Source organism: Bifidobacterium sp. W8104 (genome assembly GCF_016100735.1).
Classification (GTDB): Bacteria; Actinomycetota; Actinomycetes; order Actinomycetales; family Bifidobacteriaceae; genus Bombiscardovia; species Bombiscardovia choladohabitans.
Genome location: NZ_JACFRW010000001.1, coordinates 1,238,573 through 1,264,769 on the forward strand (window position 1 = coordinate 1,238,573; position 26,197 = coordinate 1,264,769).

Below are 26,197 nucleotides of genomic sequence, written 5' to 3' on the forward strand. Positions count from 1 at the left end.
GGGGCCGACGGTAGAATGTGGATGATATGGAGCAAGTACCCGAGGAAAAAGATGAGATGACGCGGCCTGGCAAGCCCTCGCGTCACAGCATGATCATGCGCGGCATCGTCACCCCCATCTTCGGACTGCTGGCTGTAACGGCCATTGTGCTGGGCATTCTCAACGCCACGGTCTGGAAGCCTTCGGCTCATGTGGATGCACATGCGCGCACCAAGGCAGCCTATGTAGTGACCGATCCGGGTGTGCTTCCCCTGGTGGACAGCAAAGTGACCATGCGTGTGGATGCGACATCGGCTGGGGCTTCCGCGTCAGCAGATCAGGATTCACAGAAGCCCACCGTCTGTATGGCCCTGACCACGGCCAAGGATGCAGCCGGTTGGACGGCTGGACATGATGTGGCCCGGGTGCGCGGCCTGGATAATTGGCAGACCCTGTCCGTCGGCAGGGACACCAGTCCCGGCAAGTCCGTCAAAAATGATCAGGGCGTGGCCTTTCAGGATTCGGATATGTGGCAACAGGTCACCTGCTCCGACAGCAGCGTGTCAATGTCCCTGAAGACCGACGATTCGCAGGCCGTCCTGCTGGTGGCGGTTCCCCAGGGCGCTCATTCCCTGGGGCTGGAGATGCTCTGGCAGCGTGACAAACTGCCCAACTTCGCCATGCCCTTCTACTTTGCCGGCGGGCTGCTGGTCCTGCTGGCTGTCCTTTCGGCTACGGTCTTCGCCATGGATCCGGCCAAGCGCCGCAAGCAGACCGAATCTGAACAAGAGGATGAAGAGACTCCCGAGGTCAGTGTGGTCCAGGCCCTGGGCAGCGCCATTCTGCCTGGTCTCGGAAATCGGCATACCCCGGCTTCAGGCCGACGCCTGCGTCACGCTCGTGGCCAGGCGCGGCAGGGGGATCCAGGACCCCCGCCCAGGCCGCCTGTGGTGATTGATCCGCGCAATCGGAACCTGGTCGCTGACCAACAGGAGGGTGACGACCGGAGAGCCGACGATATGTCGTCCACCAGGGTCATCAGCAGCCAGGAGATGGCCTCCTACCTGGCCAGGCTTGCCCACGAGGGGAAGGAGGAGCGCCAATGAGTATGAACAAACCGTTGAACGGGGTGGCGGCTGTAGCGGCGTTGGCTTTGTCCCTGGCCCTTCTGCCGGGTCTGTCTGCCTGTGAGGGGCAGGTTCCCCAGGCCCGCCGGACAGAGCCTCAGAGCACTGCAACCACTGCTCCTGCGCCCAACCTGACCCCGGCCCAGGAGGCACGTATCCGCAAGAACATCGGGGCTGTTCTCGATCAGGCCAACGAGGCCAAAGACCCGGCCGGGCTGGACCAGCGGGTCAGCGGCCCCCAACTGGAGATCCGCACCAGCGAGCTGACCATAGCCCGGGCCACCGGGCAGTTGGATCCCAAGACGACCATCCCCACCACCATCGCCCAGACGGTCATTCCCGGCGATCCGGGCTGGCCGCGTTCGGTCTTCTCGATTACCACCACCACGCAGGATCAGCAGTCCAAGCGCCTCTTGGTTCTGGACCAGGAGTCCGCCCATGACAACTACAAGCTCTGGGGGGTGGCACGGCTCTTCCAAGGCGCCCAGCTGCCCAAGTTCCCGGTGGCCACGATCGGCGCCAGGATGGGGCAGGGCGACGATCAGGGGCTCAAGGCTACACCGGTGGAGGCCGTGCGCCGCTATGCCGACCTCCTGCAGAACCCCCAGGGCAGCAAGTATGTCAAGGAGTTCGCCCAGGATGACTTCCGCAACTCCCTGGGCACGCTGACTCAGGTTGTCCAGCAGGGAATCGAAGCCAACAAGGGCAGTCAGTCGCAGACCTTCACCCCGGCACAGGGGCAGCTGCGGGTCATGCACTCCTCCGATGGGGGCGACCTGGTCGTGGCCCGGATCGATTCGGTCTGGACCAGGCAGGCAGGTGAGGGCCGTGAATCCTCGCCGGCCTCGGATGCGGAGACGGCCCTCTTCGGGCAGGGCAAGCCCACCAGCACCATGAAGGTCACCTATGTCAACGTGATCGCCCTTTACGTGCCTTCGGCGGACTCGCATGAGCCCATCAGGGCTGTGGGCGCCGAGCGTGAGCCCATCAAGGTGGAAGCGGTCTGAGGGGCGGGATTGCGCTGGGTGAACGCCCGGGCCTTGGACTAGATTGGCTTTCAGGAGTTTGCAAGCGAGGGCGGGCCGAGGCTGCAGTCGGCGACCGCGGGGTTAAGGAGGACTGACATGGCGAACAAGAACGGGCAGGGGCAGCCGGGCGTCTCACTGGCAGGAGCGGTCGACCTGGGTGCGCTCAAGCACCAGGTCGATGCCGAGCCAGGCCAGCAGGGGGGTGCGCCCGCAGCCGGCGGCTATGTGATCGATACCACCGAGGCCAGTTTCCAGGCCATGGTTCAGACCTCGACCACCTTCCCCATTCTGATCCTGCTCTGGGTGCCCACCGATGACCGCCTCTTCCCCCTGGCCACCCGTCTGGCCCAGGTCGTCAACGCCCAGGAGGGGCGCATTCAGCTCTCCCGCATCGACATCGCATCCAATCCGCAGATCGCCCAGACCTTCCAGGTGCAGGGCGCCCCGGCCCTCTTTGCCCTGCTGGCCGGCAGGCCCATGCCCATTCTGCAGGGACTGCCCACCGATGAGGAGATGAGCCAGATCACCGATCAGCTCATCCCCCAGGTGATTCAGATGGCGCAGAAGGCCGGCATCACCGGCAGCGCCCCCTACCAGGAGACCAGCGATCAGGGACAGGACGAGCAGGCCGGCCAGGCAGCGGCCGATGTTATTCCGCCTGCCCATCAAGAGGCCCACCGGCTGGCCCAGGAGGGCGACTATGCAGCCGCAGCCGAGGCCTATGGCAAGCTGGTCCAGGCCGATTCGACCGACGATCTGGCCAAGCGTGAACAGGCCAAGTGCCTGTTGATGGCACGTTCGGCCAAGGCCGATGTCCGCAAGGTCCGTCAGGCGGCTGCCGATGCCCCTGACGACCTGCAGGCCCAGTTGGATGTGGCCGATGTGGACATGATCGGTGGCCAGATCCAGGATGCCTTCGATCGCCTGCTGGACTTCCTGGCCGGGCACCGGGATCAGACCGATCCCATCCGGCGCCGTCTGCTGGAGTACTTCGTCATTCCTGAATCGACCGATCCTCGGCTGGCCAAGGCCCGTCGCCGTCTATCCACGCTGATGTACTGAACCGCTCTTGGGTCAGGACTCGCGGTTCCCGTCGAAGTTGGTCAGGAAGCGCGGTCCTTCGGTTTTCAGCTCCTGATCGAAGTCGGCTGACCAGTCGCCAAAGGGGCGGTTAGCCAGCCCATCGTTGGAGAACCGCGGATCGTCGGTGATCTCCGTGGCGCAGAAGTCGGGGATGGTCAGGTCGGTCACCGGCCCGGTCCGCTCCACCTCGGCCACCACCAGGGGGGCGTTGCCGTCCCCGAAGACATCCAGGTTCCACCAGTCCTCGTCCAGCCAGACCCCATACCGGTTCTTGACGATGGGAATGCCGCCGCGCAAAACCAGCTCCAGGGCGATTCCCGGGTCTATGGCCCGTTCGGCCTCGTAGCGGGTGCCGCCGACGGATGGGCCCTTGGCCGTCATTGAGGCAGCCTCGAAGTGGTCGCCTTCCTCAAGCAGGGTGTGGAGGGCATCGGTCCGGGCCGTCATGGGCACCACCGGGTCCACCTGCCCCTGCAGGCGAACCCGCAGGGCGAAGTTGTCCTCATGCACGTAGTAGCTCTGCACAATCAGGGTCGGCCGACTCTCCCCGAGCAGCTCCCGGGGGAGGTCCCTGCAGAAGAATCTACGCTCGAATTCGAAATCGTCCTCGTCCTCATTCATGGCCATGCTTCCCATGGTACGGTAGGCCGGTTGCGGCCACCATTTGCTGTCCACAGCCCATTCGAGTTGTCCAGGTATGTGAAGGCCGCTTGTGATGGCCGGGTGAAGGAACTACAGTGGAGACTATCCCGAGAGAAGATCATCCGGGAATGTTGGCGGCTTCGCGCCACCGCATGAGGATGCAATGGCGCAACCGGGGCGGTGGCACGAAGCCTTGCCATCACAATAACTACGAAACGCCCGGAATCCTGCGGCAACACGCCGAGAGTGGCTGGAGCCGGACCGACACGTCAGGACGCGCATGGGTGCGAAAATGCGCAAAGTGTCCTAGTATGGTCTCTGTTGTCCACTGGAAAGTGGCTGTCGGGTTCGTAGCTCAGCGGATAGAGCGTCTGTCTCCGGAACAGAAGGTCGAGGGTTCGAATCCCTTCGAGCCCACCAGGATGAAATCCCTGCGGTCAGGAAGAGTGCGGGGGTTTTCCTTATGCGACTCCCGTCTGCCATCGTGCCTGGGATTATGATCTTGGCACTCACTGGATGAGGCAAGCGCACCCCCTATGCGTCACGATATGTGTGGTGAATCACTAAGCTTTTGAGGAACATGGCCCTTGGCCCGCTCGTGTCCTCGTTCTCAGGTGCCATAGTGAAAGGGTAAGACCGAACGTCGGGGAGGACCGACGCTTCCGCGTTGCGGCGGAGCCTCCTTTCCCGGTGAAGCAAAGGAGTTCACATGGCCAATCGAATCAATGCAGGGGATGCTGTCCTTCACGTCCTGGAGCAGTGGGGGGTGCCGCGCATCTATGGCCTGCCCGGCGGTTCCTTCGACTCAATGATGAACGCCATCCACAACGAGCGCGAGCGCATCGACTTCATCCAGGTCCGTCACGAGGAGGCCGGAGCCCTGGCTGCCGCCGGCGAGGCCAAGCTGACCGGCAGGATCGGTGTCTGCTTCGGCTCGTCGGGCCCAGGGGCTGTCCACCTACTCAACGGCCTCTATGATGCCCGTGAGGACGGTGTGCCGGTGCTGGCCCTGGTGGGCGAGGTGCCCCAGGCCTTTATGAACATGGACTTCTTCCAAGCCATGGATGAGGTGCCTATCTTTACCGATGTGGCCGTATTCGCCCGGGCCGCCACCAATGCCCAGGGGCTGCCGGCCCTGGTGGACGAGGCCATTCGTCGCGCCTACGCCAGCCACGGGGTCTCCGTGGTCATCATTCCCAAGGATCTGGCCTGGGCCGAGATCGACGACCGCCCGGTGGCATCCGCGCCCAACTTCCGCAAGCCGGAGCCTCTGAAGCCTGCGGCAGACCAGGTCAGCAAGGCAGTTGAGATCATTCAGTCCGCCAAGGCGCCGCTGCTCTACTTCGGCCAGGGCGCTGCCGGGGCCCGCGATGAGCTGGTCGCCATGTCCGAGCGTTTCAAGATGCCCATGGTCTCCACCTTCCCGGCCAAGGGGATTGTGGAGGACACCTATCCTGCCTACCTGCAGTCGGCCGGCCGTGTGGCCACCAAGACCGCCACGGAGGCCATCTACACTTCGGATCTGACGGTCTGGGTGGGTTCGGACAACCCCTTCGGGTCCATGTTCGTCACTCCCAACACCAAGGTCATCCAGATCGACCTGAACCCGGTCAAGCTGGGCAAGCGCTTCCAGGCCAACGTGGTTCTGGCCATCCAGGCCGACGCCCGCGAGGCCCTCAAGGCGATAACCGCCGCCGGCCAGGACCAGGAGGAGTCCGTCTTCTACAGGGCCTGCCTGCGCAGCAAGGAGAACTGGGACCAGTGGGTGGCCTCCTTTAACGAAGACACTCGCACGCCCCTGCGGCCCGAGCCCGTCTACCACGTCATCGATCAGCAGCTTGAGGACAATGACATCGTCATCCCCGACGTGGGCAATGTGGATATTGACTTCCTGCGTCTGCTGCATCTGAAGCCCACCAACCGCTGGACCGTCTCCGGCAAGCATGCCACCATGGGCTACGCCGTGCCGGCCGCCCTGGCTGCCAAGCTGGAGCATCCGGAATCGACCGTCTACTCCCTGAGCGGCGACGGCGGGTTCGCCATGCTCGGCGAGGAGGTGCTGGCCCAGCTCAAGTACCATGCACCGGTCATCAACGTGGTCTTCTCGAACCGTTCCCTGGGCTACATCGAGGCCGAGCAGCGCGACGACAGCCATCAGCCTCTGAGCGGAGTGGACCTGCCCGACACCGACTGGGCCAAGGTCGGCGAGGGCATGGGCGCCCTGGGCTTCACCGTGCGTACGGTGGCCGATGCCCGCCACGCCTTCTCCGAGGCTCGCAAGGCCGACAGGTCTTCGGTCATCGACGTCAAGCTGACAGGAGCCAGCCCTCTGGACACCCGCTATATGCGGTTCCCGGAGACCTGCTCGGATCCGGACCAGGTCGAGAAATTCGTCAAGACCTACGAGGCCGGCGATCTGCGCTCCCTGGCCTACTGGATGGGTCAGGAGGCTCGCAAGGGCTGAGACCGGTACCGCTTGCGCCGGGCGGGCACTCCTATAGTGGACGGTGTCCGCCCGGGGCTTCGGCCCGTCATGGGTGCGGCGGACCTGAAGAAAGGACGGACCCATGGAAGATGGACCGGAAGAGATCGGCACACCATATGCGCCCCAGGCCTTGGGAGCCTACAGTCAGGCTGTCAAGGCCGGGGGCTTTGTCTTTGTCTCCGGACAGCTGGGCATCGACCCGGACACCGGTGAGCTGGTGGAGGGCACTGCGGCTGACCAGGCCACCCAGGCACTGAAGAACGTCAAGAATATCCTGGATGCAGCCGGCAGCGGCATGGAGAGGGTGGTCAAGGCCACCATTCTTATGCGGCGGGTGGAGGATTTCACCCAGGTGGACCAGGCTTACTCCCAGGTTTTCATCGGCTCGGTGCGGCCGGCCCGTGTGGCTTTCGGTGGTGCGGACATCCCCAAGGGGGCCCTGGTCGAGATCGAGGTCGTGGCTCTGGCCTGATGCAGGCCGGTTGCTGGTCCCCGCCGTCGCTAGACTTGAGGGCATGAGTCCTGAAGCACTTGCCCGTATCATCTCTTCGACCGCCGTCCAGATGGCTCAGTTAGGCCGCCTGGGAAGCCTGGAGCCCGACATGGTTCCTGACGCCGACCATCTGGCGGTCATGCGCCCCAAGGACCGTTCCCACGGGGACTGGTCCACCAACATCGCCATGCAGCTGGCCAAGAAGGCTGGCATGAGGCCTGCCGAACTGGGGCAGGCCCTGGCCGAGGCCCTGCGGGAGGCCGACGGGATCGCCCAGGTGGACGTGGCAGGGCCCGGCTTCATCAACATAACTTTGGACTCGGCCTCAGCGGCTGCTGTGGTCGATGCGGTCCTGGAGGCGGGACCCGCCTTCGGAAGCAACGATCACCTGAGCGGGCGCACGCTCAATCTGGAATTCGTCTCGGCCAACCCCACGGGTCCCATCCACATCGGCGGCACACGGTGGGCGGCTGTGGGCGACTCCATGGCCCGGGTCCTGGAAGCCAATGGCGCCAAGGTGGTCAGGGAGTATTACTTCAACGATCACGGCACACAGATCGACCGTTTCTCCCGTTCGCTGGTGGCGGCGGCCCACGGCGAACCCGTGCCTGCTGACGGCTACAAGGGCTCCTACATTGATGAGATTGCCTCTCGGGTGGTCAAGGAAGCGGCCGACCAGGGGCAGGACATCCTGGCCATGCCCAGGGTGCGCGACGAGGACGGTGCCGAGGGTGACAGCCCCCAGCGTGAGGCCTTCCGCACCCGGGCCGTGCCCATGATGTTCGCCGAGATCCAGCAGTCCATGCGTGACTTCCGGGTCAACTTCGATGTCTGGTTCCATGAGAACAGTCTGTACGAGTCCGGCCAGGTGGACCGGGCCATTGATGAGCTGCGGGCCAAGGGCGACATCTTCGAGAAGGACGGGGCTACCTGGTTCCGCTCCACCACCTACGGCGACGACAAGGACCGGGTGATCATCAAGTCCGACGGTAACGCAGCATACGTGGCGGCAGACATCGCCTATTACCTGAACAAGCGGCGCAGGGCCAAGGATCCCTGCGACGAGGCCATTTACATGCTGGGTGCCGACCATCATGGCTATATCGGCCGGATGATGGCCATCTGCGCGGCCTTCGGAGACACCCCCGGCGTGAACATGCAGATTCTGATCGGCCAGATGGTCAACGTGATCAAGGACGGCCAGGCCGTGCGCATGAGCAAGCGGGCAGGCAACGTGGTCACCATCGACGACCTGGTGGATGCCGTGGGTGTGGATGCAGCACGGTATTCCCTGGCCCGCACCGACTACAACCAGAGCGTGGACATCGACCTGGACCTGCTGGCCTCGCATACCAACGACAACCCCGTCTACTACGTGCAGTACGCACACGCCCGTTCCAAGAATGTGGATAGGAACGCAGCACAGGCGGGCATCGACCGGTCCGGGGCCGACCTGTCCCTGCTGGACACTGCCGCCGACAACGATGTTCTGGGCGTCCTGGCTCTTTACCCCAATGTTGTTCAGACTGCCGGCGACCAGAAGGCCCCCCACCGGGTGGCCCACTACCTGGAGCAGCTGGCTGGGGTATATCACCGCTGGTACAACCTGGAGCGCGTGGTGCCCATGGAGCCCACTGGCCGGGCGGATTTGGACCAGGACGAGGACAGGAATCCACAGCCGGCCCGTGCGGCGGCGCGTCTGCGGCTCAATGACGCCGTGCAGCAGGTCATCGCCAACGGTCTGGGTCTGTTGGGCGTCCAGGCCCCGGACCGTATGTAAACCCTCAAGGTCACCGGGAGGTCGTCGATGGAAACAGGGATGTGCGGGCTGGGGCCCGACGGGTTCTGGCCCGGAGCTCTGCAGCGGGACAGCGAGGGCATGCTGACCATGCACGGGTGCTCCATGGAGGACCTGGCCAAGCGTTACGGCACCCCCATGTATCTGATGGATACCGCGATGATGGCGGAACGGGCCTCGGCCTTCCGTCAGGCGGCCCTGCGGGATCTGGGTGGTGCGACCACCAGGGTCAGCTACGCCGGCAAGGCCTTCCTCAGCAAGGAGACCGTGCGGATCATGCTGCGCCAGGGGCTGGATATCGACACCTGCTCCCTGGGCGAGATGCTGATTGCCCAGGCCGCCGGCGCCCCTGGCCGCCGCCTGGTCCTGCACGGCAACAACAAGTCCGACCAGGAGATCGACCTGGCTGTGAAGGAGGGCTACAGGGCCATCGTCATCGATGCGCCTGACGAGCCTGCCCGAATCGCTGCTGCCGCAAGGGCGCAGGGACGTCGCGCCAAGGTCATGCTCCGGGTGACCGTGGGGGTGCACGCCGGCGGCCACGAGTACATCTCCACAGCCCACGAGGATCAGAAGTTCGGCATTCCCCTGCTGCCCCAGGGCACCGATGTGGGCCTGCTGGACCTTGGGCCTGAGCCGGGTACCTGCGAACAGACTGGGGCAGCGACTTCGGTGGCCACGAACGAAAACGGCACCTCGGCTCCTGTCGATTCCGTGCTCTCACCCTCCTCTTCGGCCCTGTATTCGGCTGCCAACGGGCCCGCTGAACCGGCCGATCCCGCACGGATCAAAGCCATGTCCGCCCTGGCCGACGGACCGGCCATCGCCCTGCTCAAGGAGATTCGCTCCCACGAGAAGGAACTGGAGCTGGTGGGCATCCATACCCATATCGGCTCCCAGATCCATGACTCTTCGGCCTTCATCGAGGCCGCCCGGCGCATGATGCTGCTGCGGCACACCTTCTGGGCCACCGACGGTTACCTGATGCCCGAAGTGGATCTGGGCGGTGGTTTCTCCGTGCCCTATACCCCGGATGAGGACCGGATGGACCTGGACCAGACCCTGACCAGTCTGGGGGCTGACATGGTCGCCATCAACCGTCGCCTGGGCATGCCCATGCCGGTCATTGCCTTCGAGCCCGGCCGCTGGATCGTGGCCTCCTGCGGCATGAGCCTGTACCGGGTGGGCACCGTCAAGCCCGTCCCCCTGTCTGACGGAAGCGTGCGCACCTACGTTTCGGTCGACGGCGGCATGAGCGACAACATCCGTCCGGCCCTCTACGGGGCCGAATATACCGCCGTCCTGGCCAACCGACATGGCAGCGGGGACCGGATCCAGGCCCGTGTGGTGGGCAAGCACTGTGAATCGGGGGACATCCTGGTGCAGGATGTGGCTCTGCCTGCGGACATCCGCAGGGGTGACCTGCTCCTGGTGCCGGTGACCGGCGCCTACGGGCGGACCATGGCCAGCAACTACAATCAGGCTCTGATCCCTCCTGTGGTGGGCCTGGACCTGTCCGGCGCCCATCTGATGATGCGGCGGCAGACCATGGATGACCTGCTGGCCCTGGACCAGGGATGAGTCCCGCCCCGGATGGAAGCGGCCGCCGGGGTGGATACGGGTGTCGGATTGGCTTTCTAAGATGGAGCAACACACGGTGACCGGCCCCGTTGGGGCGGATGGAGGATCCATATGCCCAGGAATACGCAACAGCAGGAGGCCGTCAGGCCTATCCGCATAGCACTTCTAGGGGCAGGGACCGTGGGATCCCAGACCGCTCGCCTCCTGGTGGAGCAGAGCCAGGATCTGGCCAGTCGAGTGGGTCGTCCCCTGGAGTTGGTGGGCATCGCCGTCCTCCATCCTGACAAGGTCAAGGCTGATTGGATCGATCCGTCCCTGCTGACCACAGACTCAGCCGGTCTGGTCACCCGGGCGGACATCGTCATCGAGCTGATCGGCGGCATTGAGCCGGCCCGCACCCTGCTGCTCAAGGCCATTGAATCCGGCGCCAGCGTGGTCACCGCCAACAAGGCCCTGCTGGCCCAGCACGGTCCCGAGCTCTACCGGGCTGCCGAAGAGCGGGGCGTCGACATCTACTTCGAGGCGGCCGTGGGCGGGGCCATCCCCATCGTGCGGCCCCTGCGCGAATCCCTGGTGGGTGACGGCATCACCAGCCTGGTGGGCATTGTCAACGGGACCACCAACTACATTCTGGATGAGATGACCACCAAGGGTCTTCAATTCGACCAGGCCCTGCGCGACGCCCAGGCCAAGGGTTTCGCCGAGGCGGACCCCACTGCCGACGTGGATGGGCTGGATGCAGCCGCCAAGGCCGCCATCATGGCCACGCTGGCCTTCCACACCGATGTGCGCCTGGATGATGTCCCCGTGGAGGGCATCCGCGCCATCACCGCCGACGATATTGCGGCCGCACAGACCGAGCACCGGGTCATCAAGCTTCTGGCAGTGGCCGAACGTGGCGAACAGGGCATCTCCGCCCGGGTCTACCCGGCGTTGATCCCCGATAGCCACCCCCTGGCCTCGGTCCATGGCAGCTTCAACGCGGTCTTCGTCACCGCCAAGGCCGCCGACGACCTCATGTTCTACGGCCGGGGTGCAGGCGGGGCGCCCACGGCATCGGCCGTTGTGGGGGATGTGGTCACCGAAGCCCGCCACATCGTCCAGCATGGCATGGGCCCGGGGATCCCCATGTACGCCAACATCCCCATGGCTCCGCTGGATGCATCCCGAGCCGCCTTTGCCGTCCGTTTCCTGATCCACGACAAGCCTGGCGTGCTGGCGGCCATCGCCCAGGTCTTCTCCGAGGCGGGCATCTCCATCAACGGAGTCAATCAGGACATCAAGCCCACCCTGCATGACCCGGGCTACAGCGGCGAGATCCAGCAGCTGCGCGTGGTCACCCACCTGTGTGACGAGGTGACCCTGCGGAAGGTGGTCGAACGGATCTCCACCTTTGACTCGGTCACCGGACAGGCATCCATCCTGCGCGTCTTCGATCGGCAGGCCCGATGATGGCAACTGCTGCAGAGGGCCCGTCCACTGTGCGGGTGCGTGTGCCAGCCACCAGCGCCAACCTGGGCTCGGGTTTCGATGCGGTCGGCCTGGCGCTGGACTACCATGACGAAATCGTCTTCACCCGTTCCGTGGACCCGGGCGACACCACCGCCTATGTGGTTATCAAGGGTGAGGGGGAGCGGACCCTGCCCCGAGACGAGACCCATCTGGTTGTTTCCGCCTTCCGTCGGGCCTGTCAGGTCTTCGGACTGCCAAGGTTCGGCTTCATCATGCGCGCCGTCAACCGTATCCCCCAGGCCAGGGGGTTGGGATCCAGCGCCGAGGCCATCGTGGCCGGGATTGCTGCGGCTGCGGCTTTCGCCCACGTCGGTCCCCTGCGCCGTGATGCCGTCTTCACGCTGGCCGCCCAGATCGAGGGGCATCCCGACAACGTGGCGCCTGCCGTCTATGGGGGACTGACCGTCTCCTATGATCTGGCCACTGGCGAGGGGGTGGGTTCCCTGCCCATAGCCGGGGGCGCGCCCTTGGAGGGCGGTTACCATACCCTGCGTTACCAGGTGGACCCGGCCATCAAAGCCACAGTCTTCGTCCCTGGTGCTCATCTGTCCACGCAGAAGGCCCGGCAGGCCCTGCCCAACCGGGTGCCTTACGCGGATGCCGTTCATAACCTCTCGCGGGCGGCCCTGATTCCCGGCGCCCTGAACCCAGGGTCACTGGACGACCTGGGAACCGAGGCAGCCGAGCAGGCCGCCAGGGCCAACGCCCTGCTCTTCGTAGCCACCCAGGATCGGCTCCATCAGCCATACCGGGCCGGGCTCATGCCCTCCTCGACCAAGCTCCTGCAGCTCCTGCGCCGTCAGGGTTACGCGGCGGCCGTCTCAGGGGCTGGACCATGCATTATCGTCCTGCACTACGGGGATGCTGAAAATCAGCTGCGGATCCTTACCAAGGACTATCTGGATTCCGGTCGCTGGCGGATTCTGCCCCTGGATGTGGACTGCCAGGGTGTCCAGGTGGAACGGGACCAGGAAGGCAATCGTGAACACTGAAGACAGACATATTCCGCTCATCCTGGCCTCATCCTCCCCCTCCAGGCGCCGGCTTCTGGTCCAGGCAGGCATTGACCCCATCATTCGACCCTCAAAGGTGGATGAGCCAGCCGTCCTGGCTGAACAGGCCGGAAAATCAGGTCGTCACCTGGATGACCTGGATGCGCGCGAACGGGTCGGCGTCTTGGCTGAGGCCAAGGCCTCGGCTGTCCAAGCGACCATGGATGCCGTCAAGGATGCCGAAAGGCGCTCGCGGGGCGAACTGGTCACGTTCAGGCCTCTGAATCAGAGCGATTCCGGTGCATCCTCCCGGAATCCCATGAGCCAGGTCCTTGGGGCCTGGGGCGGGATGATCGATGCCGAGCGCGGACCCCTCCTGCTGGGATGTGATTCGCTATTCAGTATGGACGGGGTCGTCATGGGCAAGCCTCACAAACCGGAGCGTGCTCTGGAGCGGCTGATGGCCATGCGCGGCCGAACCGGCGCCCTGGTCACCGGCCACTGTCTGATCGATCTGGCCACCGGCCGACGGGCCAGGGCGGTCAGCAGCGCTCAAGTGACCTTCGGAGACTATGACAGGACCACCATGCAGGCCTATGTGGCCACCGGCGAACCGCTTGAGGTGGCCGGATCCTTCACCTTGGAGGGATTGGGCAGCGCCTTCATCCAGGGCATCCAGGGCGATCCCAGCGGCGTGATGGGATTGAGCATGTCCACCCTGCGCTCCCTGGCCCAGGAGCTGGGCGTCTCCTGGCCTGACCTGTGGGCCCAACGGGTCCTGCCCGAGCGGCAGCAGACAGAGGGATTGACGCATGGTCCTGAGGGACTGGTCGCCCCCGTGGAGAACGTCCACCAGCCTGGCGACGGATGGGTGAACTGCGCCTGCGGCAGGCGGCACTGGGGACTCAACGGGGCTGCCGGAGTCTTGCTGGCCCGGCGTGATGCCCGCACCGGCGCACCGGTCAGCGTGCTTCTGCAGCACCGGGCGCGCTGGAGCGCCGAGGGCGGCACCTGGGGTGTGCCGGGCGGCGCCATCTCGGACGGGGAGAACCCCTTGGAGGGCGGCCTGCGCGAGAGCTATGAGGAGGCCAACATCCGCCCGGAGGACATTCAGGTGGTGGGCTCCTACCTGGAGGACCACGGCCCCTGGGGCTACACGACCATCCTGGCCTTCGAGCGTCCCGGCCATCAGGTCGATCCACGAATGAATGACGATGAGAGCATTGCCCTGGAATGGGTGGATCTGGACAAGGTCGCGGACCTGCCCCTGCTGAAGGCCTTCGGTCAGGACTGGCCGTACTTCCGGCAACGCCTGGAGGCCCTGACGGACGAAAGCTGAATGGAAGGCCTGGTCTGGCGTGTCAGCTCAGTAGCAGGGCGACCAGGGCGATGACCACGGGGGAGCTGATCGTGCTCAGCAGGATGCCGTCCCTGGCGAAGGTGGTTCCCACCTCGTAGCGGGCTGCGTAGTTGTAGACGTTCTGGCCGGTAGGCAGGGCTGCAAGAACCACGCACCCGTACAGTTCAGCCCCGCTGAAGCCCATCATGAACCGGGCCAGCAGGTAGGCGATTATGGGCATGACCAGATTCTTCAGAATCACCGCGCAGAGGGTGGCACGATGGTCGGTGCCCTGGCCCATGGGCCGCGAACCCCGCAGGGACATGCCGAAGGCCATGAGAATCATGGGCACGGCCGACTGTCCGATCATGTCAATGGGTTTGTAGACGAAGTCGGGGATGATGAAATGTCCGACTTGGGCGCTGATGGCCGAAATCACTATGCCGCTTATGGAGCCGATGAGGATGGGTTGCTTCAGGGGCTGTTTGAGGATGGTCTTGATCGAGAGCCTGCCAGAGGTGGTCGCGTCCAGAACGGTCAGCCCAATAGGAGTGAACAGGGCTTGCTGCATGACCAGGATGGGTGCCACCAGTGTGGGATTGCCCAGAATATAGGTGGCTACAGGCAGCCCGATGTTGTTGGAGTTCAAATACAGGGAGTCCAGAGCGCCGATGGTGGCTTCGGCTGCCGGCAGGTGGAAGCTGGCTGCGTTCAGGGCCACGAAGAGCAGGCCCACAGCCGCCGCCGACAGGAAGGCCACGATGATGCTGGGGTGGAAGATGACCGACAGCTTCTGCTTGGAGAGGATGGCGAACATCAGGCAGGGTGTTGAGACAAAGAAGGAGAACTTGTTGAGCACCAGCTGGGCCGTGGGACCGCCTACCTGGAAGCGGGCGGCCACATACCCCACGGCGATGACCACGCCGATGATAAAGAACCCTTCCATGGCACTGAGCAGTCCAGGCACTCCGGCATCCTCCTCGTCTCGCATGGTGGACGGCGGCCTTCCAGGCGGAGTGCCACCGCTTCCGTCCTCCCCATTGTGCCACCCGGAGCCCATGCTTGCGGCTGCAGGTCCATCCGCGCTCCTTCGGCCCGCTAGCATGGCACTATGGCCAAGAACACACAGACGGATATTGATCTTCTCGCCGGCGTCCGGGAGGCTGAACCTGCCCAGGCCCTGGCAAGGATACTGGAGTCCATGACCGCCCTGCCCTCGGTCAGCGGTCAGGAGGGCGCCCTGGCTGATGCCGTCCAGAGGGCCCTGTCCTCACGCTCCGACCTCGTGGTCCGACGGCTGGGCGACACGGTCGTGGCCTCCACGCAGCTGGGCCGTCCCCATCGCATCGTCCTTGCCGGGCATCTGGACACCGTGCCCGTGGATGGGAACCTGCCCCCGCGCTGGCTGGAGCCCGGCGATCCGCATATCCGCACCGATCCGGCCGCCGCCCACCCCGGATCCCGGGTGCTGTACGGTCGGGGCACCGCCGACATGAAGGCCTCGGACGCCGTATTTCTCCATCTGGCGCTCACCCTGCAGGAGCCGGTCCATGACCTGACCTTCGTTTTCTACGACCATGAGGAGGTCCAGGCCGACCTGAACGGGCTGGGCCGGGTGGTGGCCGCCCACCCTGACTGGGTGCGGGGGGATTTCGCCATCATCGGCGAGCCCACCGACTGCGCCATAGAGGCCGGCTGCAATGGAACCATGCGTTTCGACCTGATCACCCACGGCACGACGGCCCACTCCGCCCGGGCCTGGATGGGCAGCAACGCCATCCACGCCGCCGCGCCCATCCTGGACCGGCTGGAGCAGTACCGTCCGGCCACGGTGCGGGTGGACGGCCTGGACTATAGGGAGGGGCTCAACGCCACCATGATCGAGGGCGGTCTGGGCACCAACGTCATTCCCGACCGCTGCCGGGTGCATGTCAACTACCGGTTCGCCCCCGACAAGAGCCTGGCCCAGGCCAAGGAGCTGATGATGGGCCAGGGGACAGGCGCCGAGCTGGGCAATGGCGAGCATATGGCCCGCGGCGGGGTCTTCCAGGGATTCTCGGTGCGCATGTGCGATGAATCTCCCGCGGCCCGTCCGGGTCTGGATTCGCCATGGGCGCGTTCGCTGGCGGACCTGGTCGCTCGGACTACGGGCCAACAGCCTCGCGCCAAGCTGGGATGGACCGATGTGGCGCGGTTTTCAGCCCTTGGCCTACCAGCCGTCAACCTGGGTGCAGGGAACCCCCTGCTGGCCCACAAGGCCGACGAACAAGTGCCCCTGGATGACCTGGTCCGGCTGGAGGCAATACTGGTCGAGTGGCTCAATGGACCTGAAGGCCGCTGATTTGTGTCATACTAGAGGACGGTGGTTCTGCCTGACCACTTGCAGCGTAGGCGTTGATCCCCCCGGATGGAGACCCAGTGATCCGTACGGGCGTCGGTGTCCGCCTGCGTCAGGAAGACTTTTTGCCAAGGCGTTTCGATCGGGCGTACGCAGGTGCGCGGCTGCAGTGAGAGTGCAGCGTGAGGACGGATCGGGACCGTGAGAGCGGCGCGAGGCGGCGTGCCGCAAGGAGCATTGTGCCCGAAAAAGCGAATAACGAGGATACCCAGGATAATAGGTCCACCATCAGGGATGGGCAGGAGCGGCAGGTCGAGGAGACCGCCGCTTCCGGCACCCGTCGCCGCGCCGGACGGCGTGTGGTCAGGGTGGCCGGCGCCGCCGGTGCCGACGTGCCCGTGAAGGTCGAGGCCGAGAAGCGCAAGGCCAGCCGCAAGGCCAAGGAGGAGGACGATGAGTCCAAGCCCGCCGCCACCCGTCGCCGTCGCGCTCGCAAGCCCAAGGAGGATCAGGCGGCCGATCAGAGCCTGCAGGACCACCCCGGCCAGGATGCCCGGGAGGATGAGAACGAGTCCAAACCGGCCAGGACGACCACCCGTCGTCGCACCCGAACTACTGCCCGTCGACGCACCGAGGAGCATGCCCAGGAGGGCGAACCTGATCAGGAGCGTCAGGAGCGTGCCCTTGAGGCTGTGGAGGCACTGACCTCGGGCCGCAGCCAGAGGGCAGTCCGGAAGGCCGAGGAGCAGGATGAGCATCCGCGCGCCGCCCGTGCCTCCCGTCCCCGCCCTATGACATCCCTGCTCTTCCAGGAGCCCGTCATACCCGTCTCCCGGCCTGAGGAGGATGAGCGCGAGGAGCGGGACGATGAAGACGAGGATGCCGAGCAATCGCCCAAGACCTCCCGCCGTAGCAGGTCCAGGAGCACTTCGGAGGGTGGTTCACGCCGTTCCCGCAGGCTCAACGCCGAGGAGCGCCGGGCCGCTGACGAGGTGGAGCGCATCGAGGAGGATCTGGATCACGAGGGCATCACCTTCGTGGTCGACGAGGACCAGGAGCAGGACGAGGATCAGCAGGAGTCCGGCACCCGCACCCGTCGCCGTCGCCGTTCCAAGAGCGATGACGAGGACTCTGAGAAGTCCGTTTCCACTCGTCGCCGCCGTCGTGGGCACGAGCAGGAGAAAGAAAGGGACAAGGATGACGAGGACGAGGCCCCGCTGACCCGCCGCCGTCGCCGTCGCAGGGGTTCCAAGTCCGCTGAGGGCGAGTCGGAGGAGTCCGGCGCCCGCCGTTCGCGCAAGCAGCAATATATCGACGAAATCACCGACGTGGAGGGCTCCACCCGCCTGGAGGCCAAGAAGCAGCGTCGGCGGGACAACCGCCGCGAACGCTCCCGTCAGTCCCAGCTGGTTGAGCAGGACTTTCTGGCCCGCCGCGAAAACGTCAACCGTCTGATGGTGGTGCGCGAGAAGGAGCATCACACCCAGATTTCGGTCATCGAGGATGACATCCTGGTCGAGCATTACGTCTCCGACATCCAGGAGGTCTCCACTGTCGGCAACATCTACCTGGGCCGGGTCCAGAACGTCCTGCCCAGCATGGAGGCCGCCTTCGTAGACATCGGCCAGGCCCGCAACGGCGTGCTCTACGCCGGCGAGGTCAACTGGGATTCCACCCGTCTGGAGGGCCAGCCCCGCCGGATCGAGCTGGCCTTCAAGTCCGGCGATCCCGTGCTGGTCCAGGTCACCAAGGATCCCATCGGCCACAAGGGCGCCCGCCTGACCTCGCAGGTCACGCTGGCCGGCCGTTTCCTGGTCCTGGTGCCCTCGGGCGGCATGACCGGTGTCAGCCGCAAGCTGCCCGACCGCGAGCGTTCCCGCCTCAAGAGCATCGTCTCCAGGGTGGCTCCCAAGGACATGGGCGTCATCATCCGTACCGCGGCCGAGGGGGCCAGCGAGGAGGCCCTGACCAAGGACCTGGAGAACCTGCAGCGTCAGTGGAGCAAGATCGAGGACAAGCGCAAGGAGTTCCTGCACGGCAAGCGCCCCAAGCTCCTGCAGGGCGAGCCGGACGTGGCCATTCGCGTGGTCCGCGACATCTTCAACGACGACTTCGCCAAGCTGGTGGTCCAGGGCCAGGGGGTCTACGAGAGGGTCCGCAACTACCTGGAGACCATGGCCCCCGACCTGAAGGAGAAGCTCGAACACTGGGATCCGGCCGAGCACCAGGGCAAGGATGTCTTCGACCGCTGGAGCATCGACAGCCAGCTGCGCAAGGGCATGGAGCGTCAGGTCTACTTGCCCTCCGGAGGCTCCCTGGTCATCGACCGCACCGAGGCCATGACCACCATCGATGTGAACACGGGCCGCTTCATCGGCAAGGGCAAGTCCCTGGAGGAGACGGTGACCCGTTGCAACCTGGAGGCCTCCGAGGAGATCGCCCGTCAGCTGCGCCTGCGCGACATCGGCGGCATGATCATGATCGACTATGTGGATATGGTCATGCCGGCCAACCGCGACCTGGTCCTGCGCCGCCTGGTGGAGTGCCTGGCCCGGGACCGCACCAAGCATCAGGTGGCCGAGGTCACCTCCCTGGGGCTGGTCCAGATGACCCGCAAGCGGGTGGGTCAGGGTCTGGTCGAGGCCTTCTCCGAGGAGTGCCCCACCTGCCATGGTCGAGGCTTCATCCTCCACGACAAGCCGACCATCTCCGCCTCCTATGCCGATCCATACGCGGTCAAGGGCGGCGATCCCTTCGTCAAGACCAACAAGCATGGGCATGGTTCCTCTTCCAAGGAGACCTTGTCCACTGGTTCGACTCCTGCAGTCAAGGCCAAGCTGGCCAGGATCGCTGCGGCGGCCCAGGCGGCCTCGGACGAGGACGACGCCCAGGCTGGGTCGGCGGATGTCGCCAAGGAGTCATAGACTGAATTTCGTTTTGTCGGCGGGGCAGGCACATTTGACGACGCGGTGTGTTTGCTTCTATACTGGTTAGCTGGTGTCTGGACGGGTTCGTCAATCGAATGGCGGGACTCGGATGCCGGGCGCATACAGCTTTGGACAACAGGCAAGGTAGGGCTATGTACGCGATTGTGAAGGCCGGAGGCCATCAGGAGAAGGTCGAGGTCGGTGACCAGATCACGGTCAACCGTCTGGCTGCCAGGAAGGGCGAGTCGGTCGAGTTTCCGGTCGCGCTGGTCGTCGACGGATCCAAGGTGACCATGGCCGCCAAGGATCTGGCCAAGATCTCCGTCAAGGGCGAGGTCGTGGACGACGAGGCCAAGGGCCCCAAGATCAACATCCAGAAGTTCAAGAACAAGACCGGCGTGGCGCGCCGCAAGGGTCACCGCCAGAAGCAGACCGTGGTCAGGATCACGGCCATCGCCTGAGGGCCTAGGTCGAGGTAGGAAAGGAACCAGACATGGCACATAAGAAGGGCGCGTCCAGCTCACGCAACGGGCGCGATTCGAATGCACAGTACCTGGGCGTCAAGAAGTTCGGCGGCGAGGCTGTAGTGGCCGGCAACATCATTGTCCGCCAGCGTGGCACCAAGTTCCATCCCGGCCAGAACGTCGGTCTGGGCAAGGACCACACCCTCTTCGCCCTGACGGACGGAACCGTTCGGTTCGCCAACCGGCGTGACCGTAAGGTCGTTGACGTGCTTACCGCCTGATTGCCCCTTATCGGCATGGGCCGAAGGCCATCCCTGTATAGGGGTGGCCTTTTTGCATATGTATGGAGATGCCGGGCATTCAGCTCTCAGGGGCCGCATGTCAGGCCGGATTGAGTACCATGGGCCCCTATGAGTGCATTTGTGGATCAGGTCACCGTCCATGTCAAGGGTGGCGACGGCGGCAATGGGGCGTCCTCCATCCGCCGCGAGAAGTACAAGCCCCTGGCCGGGCCCGATGGGGGCGACGGTGGCCAGGGCGGCTCGGTCATTCTTCAGGCCGACGCCAACGCCACCAGTCTGCTGGACTACCGCTTCCTGCCTCACCGCCAGGCCGGATCGGGCACCATGGGTCTGGGCGGCGACAAGGACGGCAGCCGTGGCCAGGATCTGATTCTGCCGGTGCCGGTGGGCACTGTGGTCTTCACCGCCAAGGGAGGCCAGGGCGAGCGCAAGCAGCCGGGTGAGCGCCTGGCCGACCTGGCTCATGCGGGGGACCGGTTTGTGGCGGCCCAGGGTGGCGTGGGCGGATTGGGCAACCGCTCCCTGGCCACCAAGGCCAGGCGGGCTCCCGGCTTCGCTCTGCTGGGGGACCCCGGTCAGGAGCGCGATCTGGTGCTGGAGCTCAAATCCATCGCCGACGTGGCCCTGGTGGGCTTTCCCAGTGCGGGCAAGTCCAGTCTGGTGGCGGCCATGAGTGCGGCCCGACCCAAGATCGCCGACTATCCATTCACTACCCTGGTGCCCAACCTGGGCGTGGTCCAGGCAGGGGAGGGTCGCTTCACCATGGCCGACGTGCCAGGGCTGATTCCGGGAGCCTCCCAGGGCAAGGGCCTGGGGCTGGAGTTCCTGAGGCACATAGAGCGCACCGAGATCATCGCCCATGTCATCGATTGCGCCACCCTGGAGCCTGACCGGGACCCCATGAGCGACTATCGGGCCCTGGAAGAGGAGCTTTCCCGCTATGCCGACCGTCTGGAGCTTCCGCTGGGGGTCATCCCCATGGCCGAGCGGCCCAGGGTGATCATCCTCAACAAGGCCGACCTGCCGGAGGCCCGCGAACTGGCCGAATTCGTCCGGCCCGACTTCGAGGCCCTGGGCCTCAAGGTCTTCATAGTCTCCACAGCCTCGCATCAGGGGCTCAAGGAACTGGGCTACTACCTGGCCGGTTTGGTGGACCGCCTGCGCAGGCAGTTGCGCGAGCAAGAGGAGACCAGGCAGGAGGAGCGTGTGGTCATCCGCCCCCTGGAGCGTCGGCGCAGGAATGCCGACCAGTCCGGGGACTTCACTCTTGAGCGGCATCAGACCCGGTCCGGACAGACCTGGTTCAGGGTCTGCGGTGCCAAGCCCGAGCGCTGGGTCCGCCAGACCAACTTCGACAACGAGGAGGCCGTGGGCTATCTGGCCGACTGCCTGGCCCGGATGGGCGTGGAGGATGCCCTGCGCAAGGCCGGTGCCAGACCCGGGGACGAGGTCCGCATCGGTCCTGGCGACGATGCGGTGGCCTTCGACTGGGATCCAAGCGTGGCGGCCGGCGCTGAAATGCTGGACGGCACCCCCCAGGTGGCCCGGGGTCGTGACCTGCGTCTGGAGGAGAGCCAGGGGCTCAACCGTCGCCGCACCAACAGCGAACGCCGCCGCCAGTACCACCAGATGATGGACGCCCGGCAGGCGGTGCGTCAGGTCATGGAGCAGGAGCGGCGCCAGGGGCACTGGGCCGATCCCTCCGTGGACGACGATCCCCACGATAGGCAGGGTCTGCTGGGGCGCGGGGACACGGAGTCCGCCGGTTCGGAGGAGGCCGGGCAATGACCGGAGGGGAGGGATCCGATGAGGCCGCGGTCCGCTCCCGGGTGGCCCAGGCCCGCACCATGGTGGTCAAGGTGGGATCCAGCTCCCTGACCGATCCCCACGGGCACCTGGACCTTGGCCGCCTGCGTTCGCTGGTGGGCGCCCTGGCCTCGGCTGCCGTCAACGGCGCCCGCCTGGTCCTGGTCACCTCCGGGGCCATCGCAGCCGGCTTCGGCACCCTGGGATTCGACGAACGCCCAGGTGACGTGGCCACCCAGCAGGCTACGGCCTCGGTGGGCCAGGGTCTGCTCATGGCCCAGTACGAGACTGCCTTCGCCCGCTATGGCCTACGTGTCGGCCAGATCCTGATCACCGCCCGTGATACCACCCATGCCGTCCAGTACCGCAACGCCCGGCGCACCCTCTGCCGGCTGCTGGATCTGGGGGTCATCCCCATCGTCAACGAGAACGATGCCCTGGCCAGCAACGAGATTCGCTTCGGCGACAACGACCATCTTTCGGCCCTGATCGCCAACATCGTCAGTGCCGATGCCCTGGTCCTGCTGACTGACGTGGATGCCCTCTACACCGAGCCCCCATCCAGGCCGGGCGCGCGCAGAATCGGCTTCGTGCCCGATGTGGCGGCCATCATGGACCAGGTGGATGCCCAGGGGTCCGTCTCCGGGCTGGGGACCGGGGGCATGTCCACCAAGCTGGAGGCGGCGCGGATTGCTGCGGCCTCCGGCATGCCCGTGGTCCTGACCCGCGCCGACCTTGCAGGTCCCGCCCTGGCCGGCGACATGGTGGGCACCCTCTTCGCCCCCATTCGTCCGCGGGGCTCCTCGCATCGGCTCTGGATCAAGTTCGCCTCCCGTCCCCGGGGCGGCTATCTGGTGGATCAGGGGGCTGTCAAAGCCCTGCGTGGCGGCCGGGCCAGCCTGCTGGCAGCTGGCGCCAGAACGGTCCAGGGTGAGTTCTCGGCCGGTGATCCCGTCTGGATCCATGATGAGTCAGGCCACCAGGTGGCCAAGGGCCTGTCCGGCTACGATTCCGAGGAGGCCCAGGACATGCTGGGCCTAAACACCAAGGAACTCCGCCGTCGACTGGGCGCCCACTATGCCCACCCGCTGGTGCATAGGGACTCTCTGGTCCTGGTCTGAGCACAGCCCTGGGGGTGCTGGGCGGTAGCATGGCAACATGACTATGGCGCAATGGCAGACCCTGAGCAGACGCATAGATGCGGTGGCCCCCAGTGCCACTCTGGCCGTGGATTCAAAAGCCAAGGCCATGAAGGCCCAGGGCATGAATGTGATCAGCTTCGGTGCCGGCGAACCCAACTTCCCCACGCCTGACCACATCGTGCAGGCGGCGGCCCGCGCCTGTCTGGATCCACGCAACCACCGCTATACGCCTACGGCTGGTCTGCCCCAATTGAAGCAGGCCATCGCCGACAAGACCTTGCGCGACTCGGGCTATCAAATCGACCCGGATCAGGTGGTGGTCACCAACGGCGGCAAGCAGGCCGTCTACGAGACTTTCCAGATCCTCTTGAACCCAGGCGATGAGGTCATCATCCCCGCACCCTGCTGGACCAGCTATCCCCAGATGGTTCTGCTGGCTGGCGGTCGGCCGGTACCGGTGCTCAGCGGAGCCGAACAGGGCTATATCCCCACCCTGGAGCAGCTGGAGGCGGCTCGAACCGAGCACACCCGTGCCATCATCCTCAACCTGCCCGCCAATCCAACCGGGGCGGTCTGGGACGACGACCTGGTGGCTGCCGTGGACCGCTGGGCCATGGAGCACCGGATCTGGGTGATCAGTGACGAAATCTATGAGCACCTGACCTACCAGGGGGCGCACACCCCCTATCCGGGCGCCCTGGCGCCCCAGGTGCGCGAACAACTGATTGTGGTCAACGGTGTGGCCAAGACCTATGCCATGACCGGCTGGCGGGTGGGCTGGCTGGTCGCACCGCTGCCGGTGGCCCAGGCGGCCGCCAAGCTTCAGGGGCATATGACCTCTAACGTGGCCAACGTCTCCCAGCAGGCGGCCCTGGCTGCCCTGACCGGTGGCCTGGAGGACGTGGAAGCCATGCGGTCGGCCTTCGCCCTGCGTCGGCGGGCCATCGTGGATGCCCTGAACGCCATGGAGGGGGTGACCTGCCCTGAGCCTCTGGGTGCCTTCTACGCCTTTGCCGACGTGACTGGTCTGCTGAATCGGCCGGTGGGTCCGAAAGGCACGGTCTGCTCTACTTCGGGTGATCTGGCCGAGGTCATCCTGGAACAGATCCAGGTGGCGGCCGTACCAGGCGAGGCCTTCGGCGCGCCCGGCTGCCTGCGCTTCTCCTACGCGTTGGCCGACGACGACCTGGCCGAGGGCATGCGGCGCCTTGGGGACTGGGTCGGCGCCTGATTCGGCTCCTGGGCAAAATGCCCTCGGGGCAACACGGTTGGACGCAATCCATCCTTTAGGCTAAACTAGCGATTTGGCGGTTTTTCCTCCCGGTCGAGTAGGCTGGTGGGAAGTTCCGATAGGGAAGTGGCGCAATTGGTAGCGCAACGGTCTCCAAAACCGTAGGTTGTGGGTTCGAGTCCCGCCTTCCCTGCCAAGGCTTGCAGCAGATGATGCAGAACAAACGAAGGACGGATGACCATGGCACAGAAGGATGGGGCTGAGGAAGCCAGGCCGAACTTCTTCATGCGTATCGGGCTCTTCATCAAGCAGGTCATCGATGAGATCCGCAAGGTCGTGACCCCCACGGGCAAGGAACTGGTGGGCTGGTCCGTGGCCGTCTTCATCTTTGTGCTGCTGCTGATGGTCTTCGTGACCGTGATGGACTTCGGGCTGGGCAAACTGGCCTTCCTGATATTTGGCTGAGCCGTGACAAGGTAGAAGGTGGAGTGATCCATGAGTGATGATCTGACCAGAGAGGGATTGGACCCCGATCAGGCCGCTGAGCCGGTCCCGTCGGCGTCCAACGATGCCCCCACGCAGGAGGATGCCCAGGTCCAGGATCAGTCTCTCGGGTCCCCTTCTGAGCAGGCTGAGCAGGACAGCACACCCGCCGAATCCGCCCAGGCCAATGACACCCAGGCCGATTCTTCCGATTCCGACGACCAGACCGACCAGGAGGATCCCGGTCAGCGGGCCGTGGATGAGTTCTCCAAGAAGCTGCGCACCCTTGAGGGCAAGTGGTACGTTCTGCACACCTACTCAGGCTATGAGAAGCGCGTCAAGGCCAACGTGGAGTCCCGCGTGGCCTCCTTCGGCTTGGAGGACAAGGTCTTCCAGGTGGAGATTCCCATGGAGGAGGTCGAGAAGCACACCGACAAGGGCAAGAAGGTCGTCACCCGCGTGCGTGTGCCCGGCTATGTGCTGATCCGCATGTGGCCCGACGAGAACGCCCGCCGCATCATCCGCGACACCGAGGGTGTCACCGGGTTCGTCGGCCCCAGCAAGGAGCCGGCGCCGCTGACCCGTAAGGAGGTCGTCCAGATGATGGCCCCCATGATCGCCTCCGAGGCCCTGAAGGCCGCCGGGGACAAGCCCGAGGCCGCCAAGAAGCGCACGGTGGAGGTCTCCTACGCCGTCGGCGATCAGGTCACCGTCACCGAAGGACCCTTCGCCACCATGGCCGCCGTGGTCTCCGACGTGGAGCCCACTACGCAGAAGCTGACCGTTCTGGTCTCCATCTTCGGCAGGGACACCCCCGTGGAGCTGGGCTTCGACCAGGTCGAGAAGATCGTCTGAGCGCCGTTGGCCGGTCCCCGGTCGATGCGATAATCGTCAAGCTTGTGCTCCCCTGTGGAGCGCATTTGGAAAGAACAGGTTGCGGGAGGGGATCTATGGTCTCCGACATCACCGCTTCGTAGAAAGAAGAACCAGCATATGGCTGCAAAGAAGAAAGTCACCGCGCTGATCAAGGTGCAGATAGAGGCCGGCAAGGCCAACCCCGCACCCCCCCTGGGCCCGGCTCTGGGTTCCCACGGCGTGAACATCATGGACTTCTGCAAGCAGTACAACGATGCCACCAAGGACAAGATGGGCCAGGTCATCCCCTGCATCATCACCGTCTACGAGGATCGTTCCTTCACCTTCATCACCAAGACTCCGCCGGCAGCCGACCTGCTGCGCAAGGCGGCCGGTGTCTCCAAGGGTGCCGGCAACCCGCTGACCACCAAGGTGGGATCCGTCACCAAGGCCCAGATCCGCGAGATCGCCCAGACCAAGATGGAGGATCTGTCGGCCCGCGACGTCGAGGCCGGGATGAAGATCATCGAAGGCACCGCCCGTTCCATGGGCATCACCGTCACTGACTGAAATTTTCGTTGTGAGCGGTA

Annotated in this window: 22 protein-coding genes and 2 tRNA genes; 22 read left to right on the forward strand and 2 right to left on the reverse strand. The window is 65.1% G+C overall.

All coding sequences use genetic code 11. The features are described 5' to 3' along the window. The first annotated feature begins 26 nt into the window (after nucleotides 1-26). The 3 genes from H3U89_RS04695 to H3U89_RS04705 all read left to right on the forward strand — a co-directional run bounded on the left by H3U89_RS04695 (nucleotide 27) and on the right by H3U89_RS04705 (nucleotide 3,196). Nucleotides 27-1,085 (forward strand): hypothetical protein, encoded by a 1,059-nt coding sequence (locus H3U89_RS04695; RefSeq protein WP_198178314.1) that lies wholly within the window; start codon nucleotides 27-29, stop codon nucleotides 1,083-1,085. Then, nucleotides 1,082-2,113 (forward strand): hypothetical protein, encoded by a 1,032-nt coding sequence (locus H3U89_RS04700; RefSeq protein ID WP_198178313.1) that lies wholly within the window; start codon nucleotides 1,082-1,084, stop codon nucleotides 2,111-2,113. Before H3U89_RS04695 ends, H3U89_RS04700 begins: the two co-directional genes overlap by 4 nt. Nucleotides 2,114-2,230: 117 nt before the next feature. Beyond that, nucleotides 2,231-3,196 carry a co-chaperone YbbN gene (locus H3U89_RS04705; protein WP_198178312.1) on the forward strand — a complete coding sequence of 322 codons (966 nt, stop codon included), beginning with the start codon at nucleotides 2,231-2,233 and terminating at the stop codon, nucleotides 3,194-3,196. Between the two features lie 12 nt (nucleotides 3,197-3,208). Here the strand turns inward: H3U89_RS04705 and H3U89_RS04710 are convergent, their stop codons facing one another. Continuing rightward, on the reverse strand, nucleotides 3,209-3,838 hold the full coding sequence (locus tag H3U89_RS04710) for a hypothetical protein (RefSeq protein WP_045936218.1): 630 nt from the start codon (nucleotides 3,836-3,838) through the stop codon (nucleotides 3,209-3,211). A gap of 365 nt (nucleotides 3,839-4,203) precedes the next feature. On the opposite strand from H3U89_RS04710, the gene H3U89_RS04715 reads away from it, so the two are divergent. From H3U89_RS04715 to H3U89_RS04750, 8 genes are all read left to right on the forward strand, one after another. Beyond that, nucleotides 4,204-4,279, forward strand: a tRNA-Arg gene (locus H3U89_RS04715). 289 nt (nucleotides 4,280-4,568) lie between these two features. After that, nucleotides 4,569-6,323 carry a pyruvate oxidase gene (gene spxB, locus H3U89_RS04720; protein WP_045924872.1) on the forward strand — a complete coding sequence of 585 codons (1,755 nt, stop codon included), beginning with the start codon at nucleotides 4,569-4,571 and terminating at the stop codon, nucleotides 6,321-6,323. 103 nt (nucleotides 6,324-6,426) lie between these two features. Next, nucleotides 6,427-6,816, forward strand: coding sequence for a Rid family detoxifying hydrolase (locus H3U89_RS04725; RefSeq protein WP_045935786.1), 390 nt, complete (start codon nucleotides 6,427-6,429; stop codon nucleotides 6,814-6,816). 43 nt (nucleotides 6,817-6,859) lie between these two features. Then, nucleotides 6,860-8,617, forward strand: a complete 1,758-nt coding sequence (gene argS / locus H3U89_RS04730; protein ID WP_198178311.1) for an arginine--tRNA ligase — start codon at nucleotides 6,860-6,862, stop codon at nucleotides 8,615-8,617. Nucleotides 8,618-8,644: 27 nt separating this feature from the next. Further along, nucleotides 8,645-10,216: a diaminopimelate decarboxylase family protein gene (locus tag H3U89_RS04735; RefSeq protein ID WP_198178310.1), complete on the forward strand. Its 1,572-nt coding sequence runs from the start codon at nucleotides 8,645-8,647 to the stop codon at nucleotides 10,214-10,216. 111 nt (nucleotides 10,217-10,327) lie between these two features. After that, nucleotides 10,328-11,668: a homoserine dehydrogenase gene (locus tag H3U89_RS04740; RefSeq protein WP_198178309.1), complete on the forward strand. Its 1,341-nt coding sequence runs from the start codon at nucleotides 10,328-10,330 to the stop codon at nucleotides 11,666-11,668. Continuing rightward, nucleotides 11,668-12,720, forward strand: a complete 1,053-nt coding sequence (thrB, locus tag H3U89_RS04745) for a homoserine kinase (RefSeq protein ID WP_198178308.1) — start codon at nucleotides 11,668-11,670, stop codon at nucleotides 12,718-12,720. Before H3U89_RS04740 ends, thrB begins: the two co-directional genes overlap by 1 nt. Next, entirely contained in the window at nucleotides 12,710-14,059 is a 1,350-nt protein-coding gene (locus H3U89_RS04750) for a Maf family nucleotide pyrophosphatase (protein ID WP_198178307.1), read from the forward strand. Before thrB ends, H3U89_RS04750 begins: the two co-directional genes overlap by 11 nt. Before the next feature lie 22 nt (nucleotides 14,060-14,081). Here H3U89_RS04750 and H3U89_RS04755 read toward each other — a convergent pair whose 3' ends face one another. Continuing rightward, the gene (locus H3U89_RS04755; RefSeq protein ID WP_198179377.1) at nucleotides 14,082-15,026 is read right to left on the reverse strand and encodes an AEC family transporter; all 945 of its coding nucleotides are present in this window, start codon (nucleotides 15,024-15,026) and stop codon (nucleotides 14,082-14,084) included. A gap of 144 nt (nucleotides 15,027-15,170) precedes the next feature. On the opposite strand from H3U89_RS04755, the gene dapE reads away from it, so the two are divergent. From dapE to rplK, 11 genes are all read left to right on the forward strand, one after another. Next, the gene (gene dapE, locus H3U89_RS04760; protein WP_198178306.1) at nucleotides 15,171-16,400 is read left to right on the forward strand and encodes a succinyl-diaminopimelate desuccinylase; all 1,230 of its coding nucleotides are present in this window, start codon (nucleotides 15,171-15,173) and stop codon (nucleotides 16,398-16,400) included. A gap of 236 nt (nucleotides 16,401-16,636) precedes the next feature. Further along, nucleotides 16,637-19,321 carry an Rne/Rng family ribonuclease gene (locus tag H3U89_RS04765; RefSeq protein WP_198178305.1) on the forward strand — a complete coding sequence of 895 codons (2,685 nt, stop codon included), beginning with the start codon at nucleotides 16,637-16,639 and terminating at the stop codon, nucleotides 19,319-19,321. 155 nt (nucleotides 19,322-19,476) lie between these two features. Beyond that, nucleotides 19,477-19,785 carry a 50S ribosomal protein L21 gene (gene rplU, locus H3U89_RS04770; RefSeq protein ID WP_015022458.1) on the forward strand — a complete coding sequence of 103 codons (309 nt, stop codon included), beginning with the start codon at nucleotides 19,477-19,479 and terminating at the stop codon, nucleotides 19,783-19,785. A gap of 32 nt (nucleotides 19,786-19,817) precedes the next feature. Beyond that, nucleotides 19,818-20,069, forward strand: coding sequence for a 50S ribosomal protein L27 (gene rpmA, locus H3U89_RS04775; protein ID WP_015022457.1), 252 nt, complete (start codon nucleotides 19,818-19,820; stop codon nucleotides 20,067-20,069). A 129-nt stretch (nucleotides 20,070-20,198) separates the two neighbouring features. Then, entirely contained in the window at nucleotides 20,199-21,878 is a 1,680-nt protein-coding gene (gene obgE / locus H3U89_RS04780; protein ID WP_198178304.1) for a GTPase ObgE, read from the forward strand. After that, entirely contained in the window at nucleotides 21,875-23,017 is a 1,143-nt protein-coding gene (gene proB, locus H3U89_RS04785; protein ID WP_198178303.1) for a glutamate 5-kinase, read from the forward strand. The genes obgE and proB overlap by 4 nt, the downstream gene beginning before the upstream one ends. Nucleotides 23,018-23,060: 43 nt before the next feature. Then, nucleotides 23,061-24,269 (forward strand): pyridoxal phosphate-dependent aminotransferase, encoded by a 1,209-nt coding sequence (locus tag H3U89_RS04790; protein ID WP_198179374.1) that lies wholly within the window; start codon nucleotides 23,061-23,063, stop codon nucleotides 24,267-24,269. A gap of 120 nt (nucleotides 24,270-24,389) precedes the next feature. Then, a tRNA-Trp gene (locus tag H3U89_RS04795) sits at nucleotides 24,390-24,465 on the forward strand. 44 nt (nucleotides 24,466-24,509) lie between these two features. Next, entirely contained in the window at nucleotides 24,510-24,734 is a 225-nt protein-coding gene (gene secE, locus H3U89_RS04800) for a preprotein translocase subunit SecE (RefSeq protein ID WP_015022453.1), read from the forward strand. Nucleotides 24,735-24,764: 30 nt separating this feature from the next. Then, nucleotides 24,765-25,607 (forward strand): transcription termination/antitermination protein NusG, encoded by an 843-nt coding sequence (gene nusG / locus H3U89_RS04805; protein WP_198178302.1) that lies wholly within the window; start codon nucleotides 24,765-24,767, stop codon nucleotides 25,605-25,607. Nucleotides 25,608-25,745: 138 nt separating this feature from the next. Continuing rightward, the gene (rplK, locus tag H3U89_RS04810) at nucleotides 25,746-26,177 is read left to right on the forward strand and encodes a 50S ribosomal protein L11 (RefSeq protein WP_198178301.1); all 432 of its coding nucleotides are present in this window, start codon (nucleotides 25,746-25,748) and stop codon (nucleotides 26,175-26,177) included. Nucleotides 26,178-26,197: the final 20 nt, after the last annotated feature.

Bases quoted from the DNA above. Each gene is read 5' to 3' on its own strand.
- H3U89_RS04695 (WP_198178314.1), top strand. From the start codon at position 27: ATGGAGCAAGTACCCGAGGAAAAAGATGAGATGACGCGGCCTGGCAAG.
- H3U89_RS04700 (WP_198178313.1), top strand. From the start codon at position 1,082: ATGAGTATGAACAAACCGTTGAACGGGGTGGCGGCTGTAGCGGCGTTG.
- H3U89_RS04705 (WP_198178312.1), top strand. From the start codon at position 2,231: ATGGCGAACAAGAACGGGCAGGGGCAGCCGGGCGTCTCACTGGCAGGA.
- H3U89_RS04710 (WP_045936218.1), bottom strand. From the start codon at position 3,838: ATGAATGAGGACGAGGACGATTTCGAATTCGAGCGTAGATTCTTCTGC.
- spxB (WP_045924872.1), top strand. From the start codon at position 4,569: ATGGCCAATCGAATCAATGCAGGGGATGCTGTCCTTCACGTCCTGGAG.
- H3U89_RS04725 (WP_045935786.1), top strand. From the start codon at position 6,427: ATGGAAGATGGACCGGAAGAGATCGGCACACCATATGCGCCCCAGGCC.
- argS (WP_198178311.1), top strand. From the start codon at position 6,860: ATGAGTCCTGAAGCACTTGCCCGTATCATCTCTTCGACCGCCGTCCAG.
- H3U89_RS04735 (WP_198178310.1), top strand. From the start codon at position 8,645: ATGGAAACAGGGATGTGCGGGCTGGGGCCCGACGGGTTCTGGCCCGGA.
- H3U89_RS04740 (WP_198178309.1), top strand. From the start codon at position 10,328: ATGCCCAGGAATACGCAACAGCAGGAGGCCGTCAGGCCTATCCGCATA.
- thrB (WP_198178308.1), top strand. From the start codon at position 11,668: ATGGCAACTGCTGCAGAGGGCCCGTCCACTGTGCGGGTGCGTGTGCCA.
- dapE (WP_198178306.1), top strand. From the start codon at position 15,171: ATGGCCAAGAACACACAGACGGATATTGATCTTCTCGCCGGCGTCCGG.
- rplU (WP_015022458.1), top strand. From the start codon at position 19,477: ATGTACGCGATTGTGAAGGCCGGAGGCCATCAGGAGAAGGTCGAGGTC.
- rpmA (WP_015022457.1), top strand. From the start codon at position 19,818: ATGGCACATAAGAAGGGCGCGTCCAGCTCACGCAACGGGCGCGATTCG.
- obgE (WP_198178304.1), top strand. From the start codon at position 20,199: ATGAGTGCATTTGTGGATCAGGTCACCGTCCATGTCAAGGGTGGCGAC.
- proB (WP_198178303.1), top strand. From the start codon at position 21,875: ATGACCGGAGGGGAGGGATCCGATGAGGCCGCGGTCCGCTCCCGGGTG.
- H3U89_RS04790 (WP_198179374.1), top strand. From the start codon at position 23,061: ATGGCGCAATGGCAGACCCTGAGCAGACGCATAGATGCGGTGGCCCCC.
- secE (WP_015022453.1), top strand. From the start codon at position 24,510: ATGGCACAGAAGGATGGGGCTGAGGAAGCCAGGCCGAACTTCTTCATG.
- nusG (WP_198178302.1), top strand. From the start codon at position 24,765: ATGAGTGATGATCTGACCAGAGAGGGATTGGACCCCGATCAGGCCGCT.
- rplK (WP_198178301.1), top strand. From the start codon at position 25,746: ATGGCTGCAAAGAAGAAAGTCACCGCGCTGATCAAGGTGCAGATAGAG.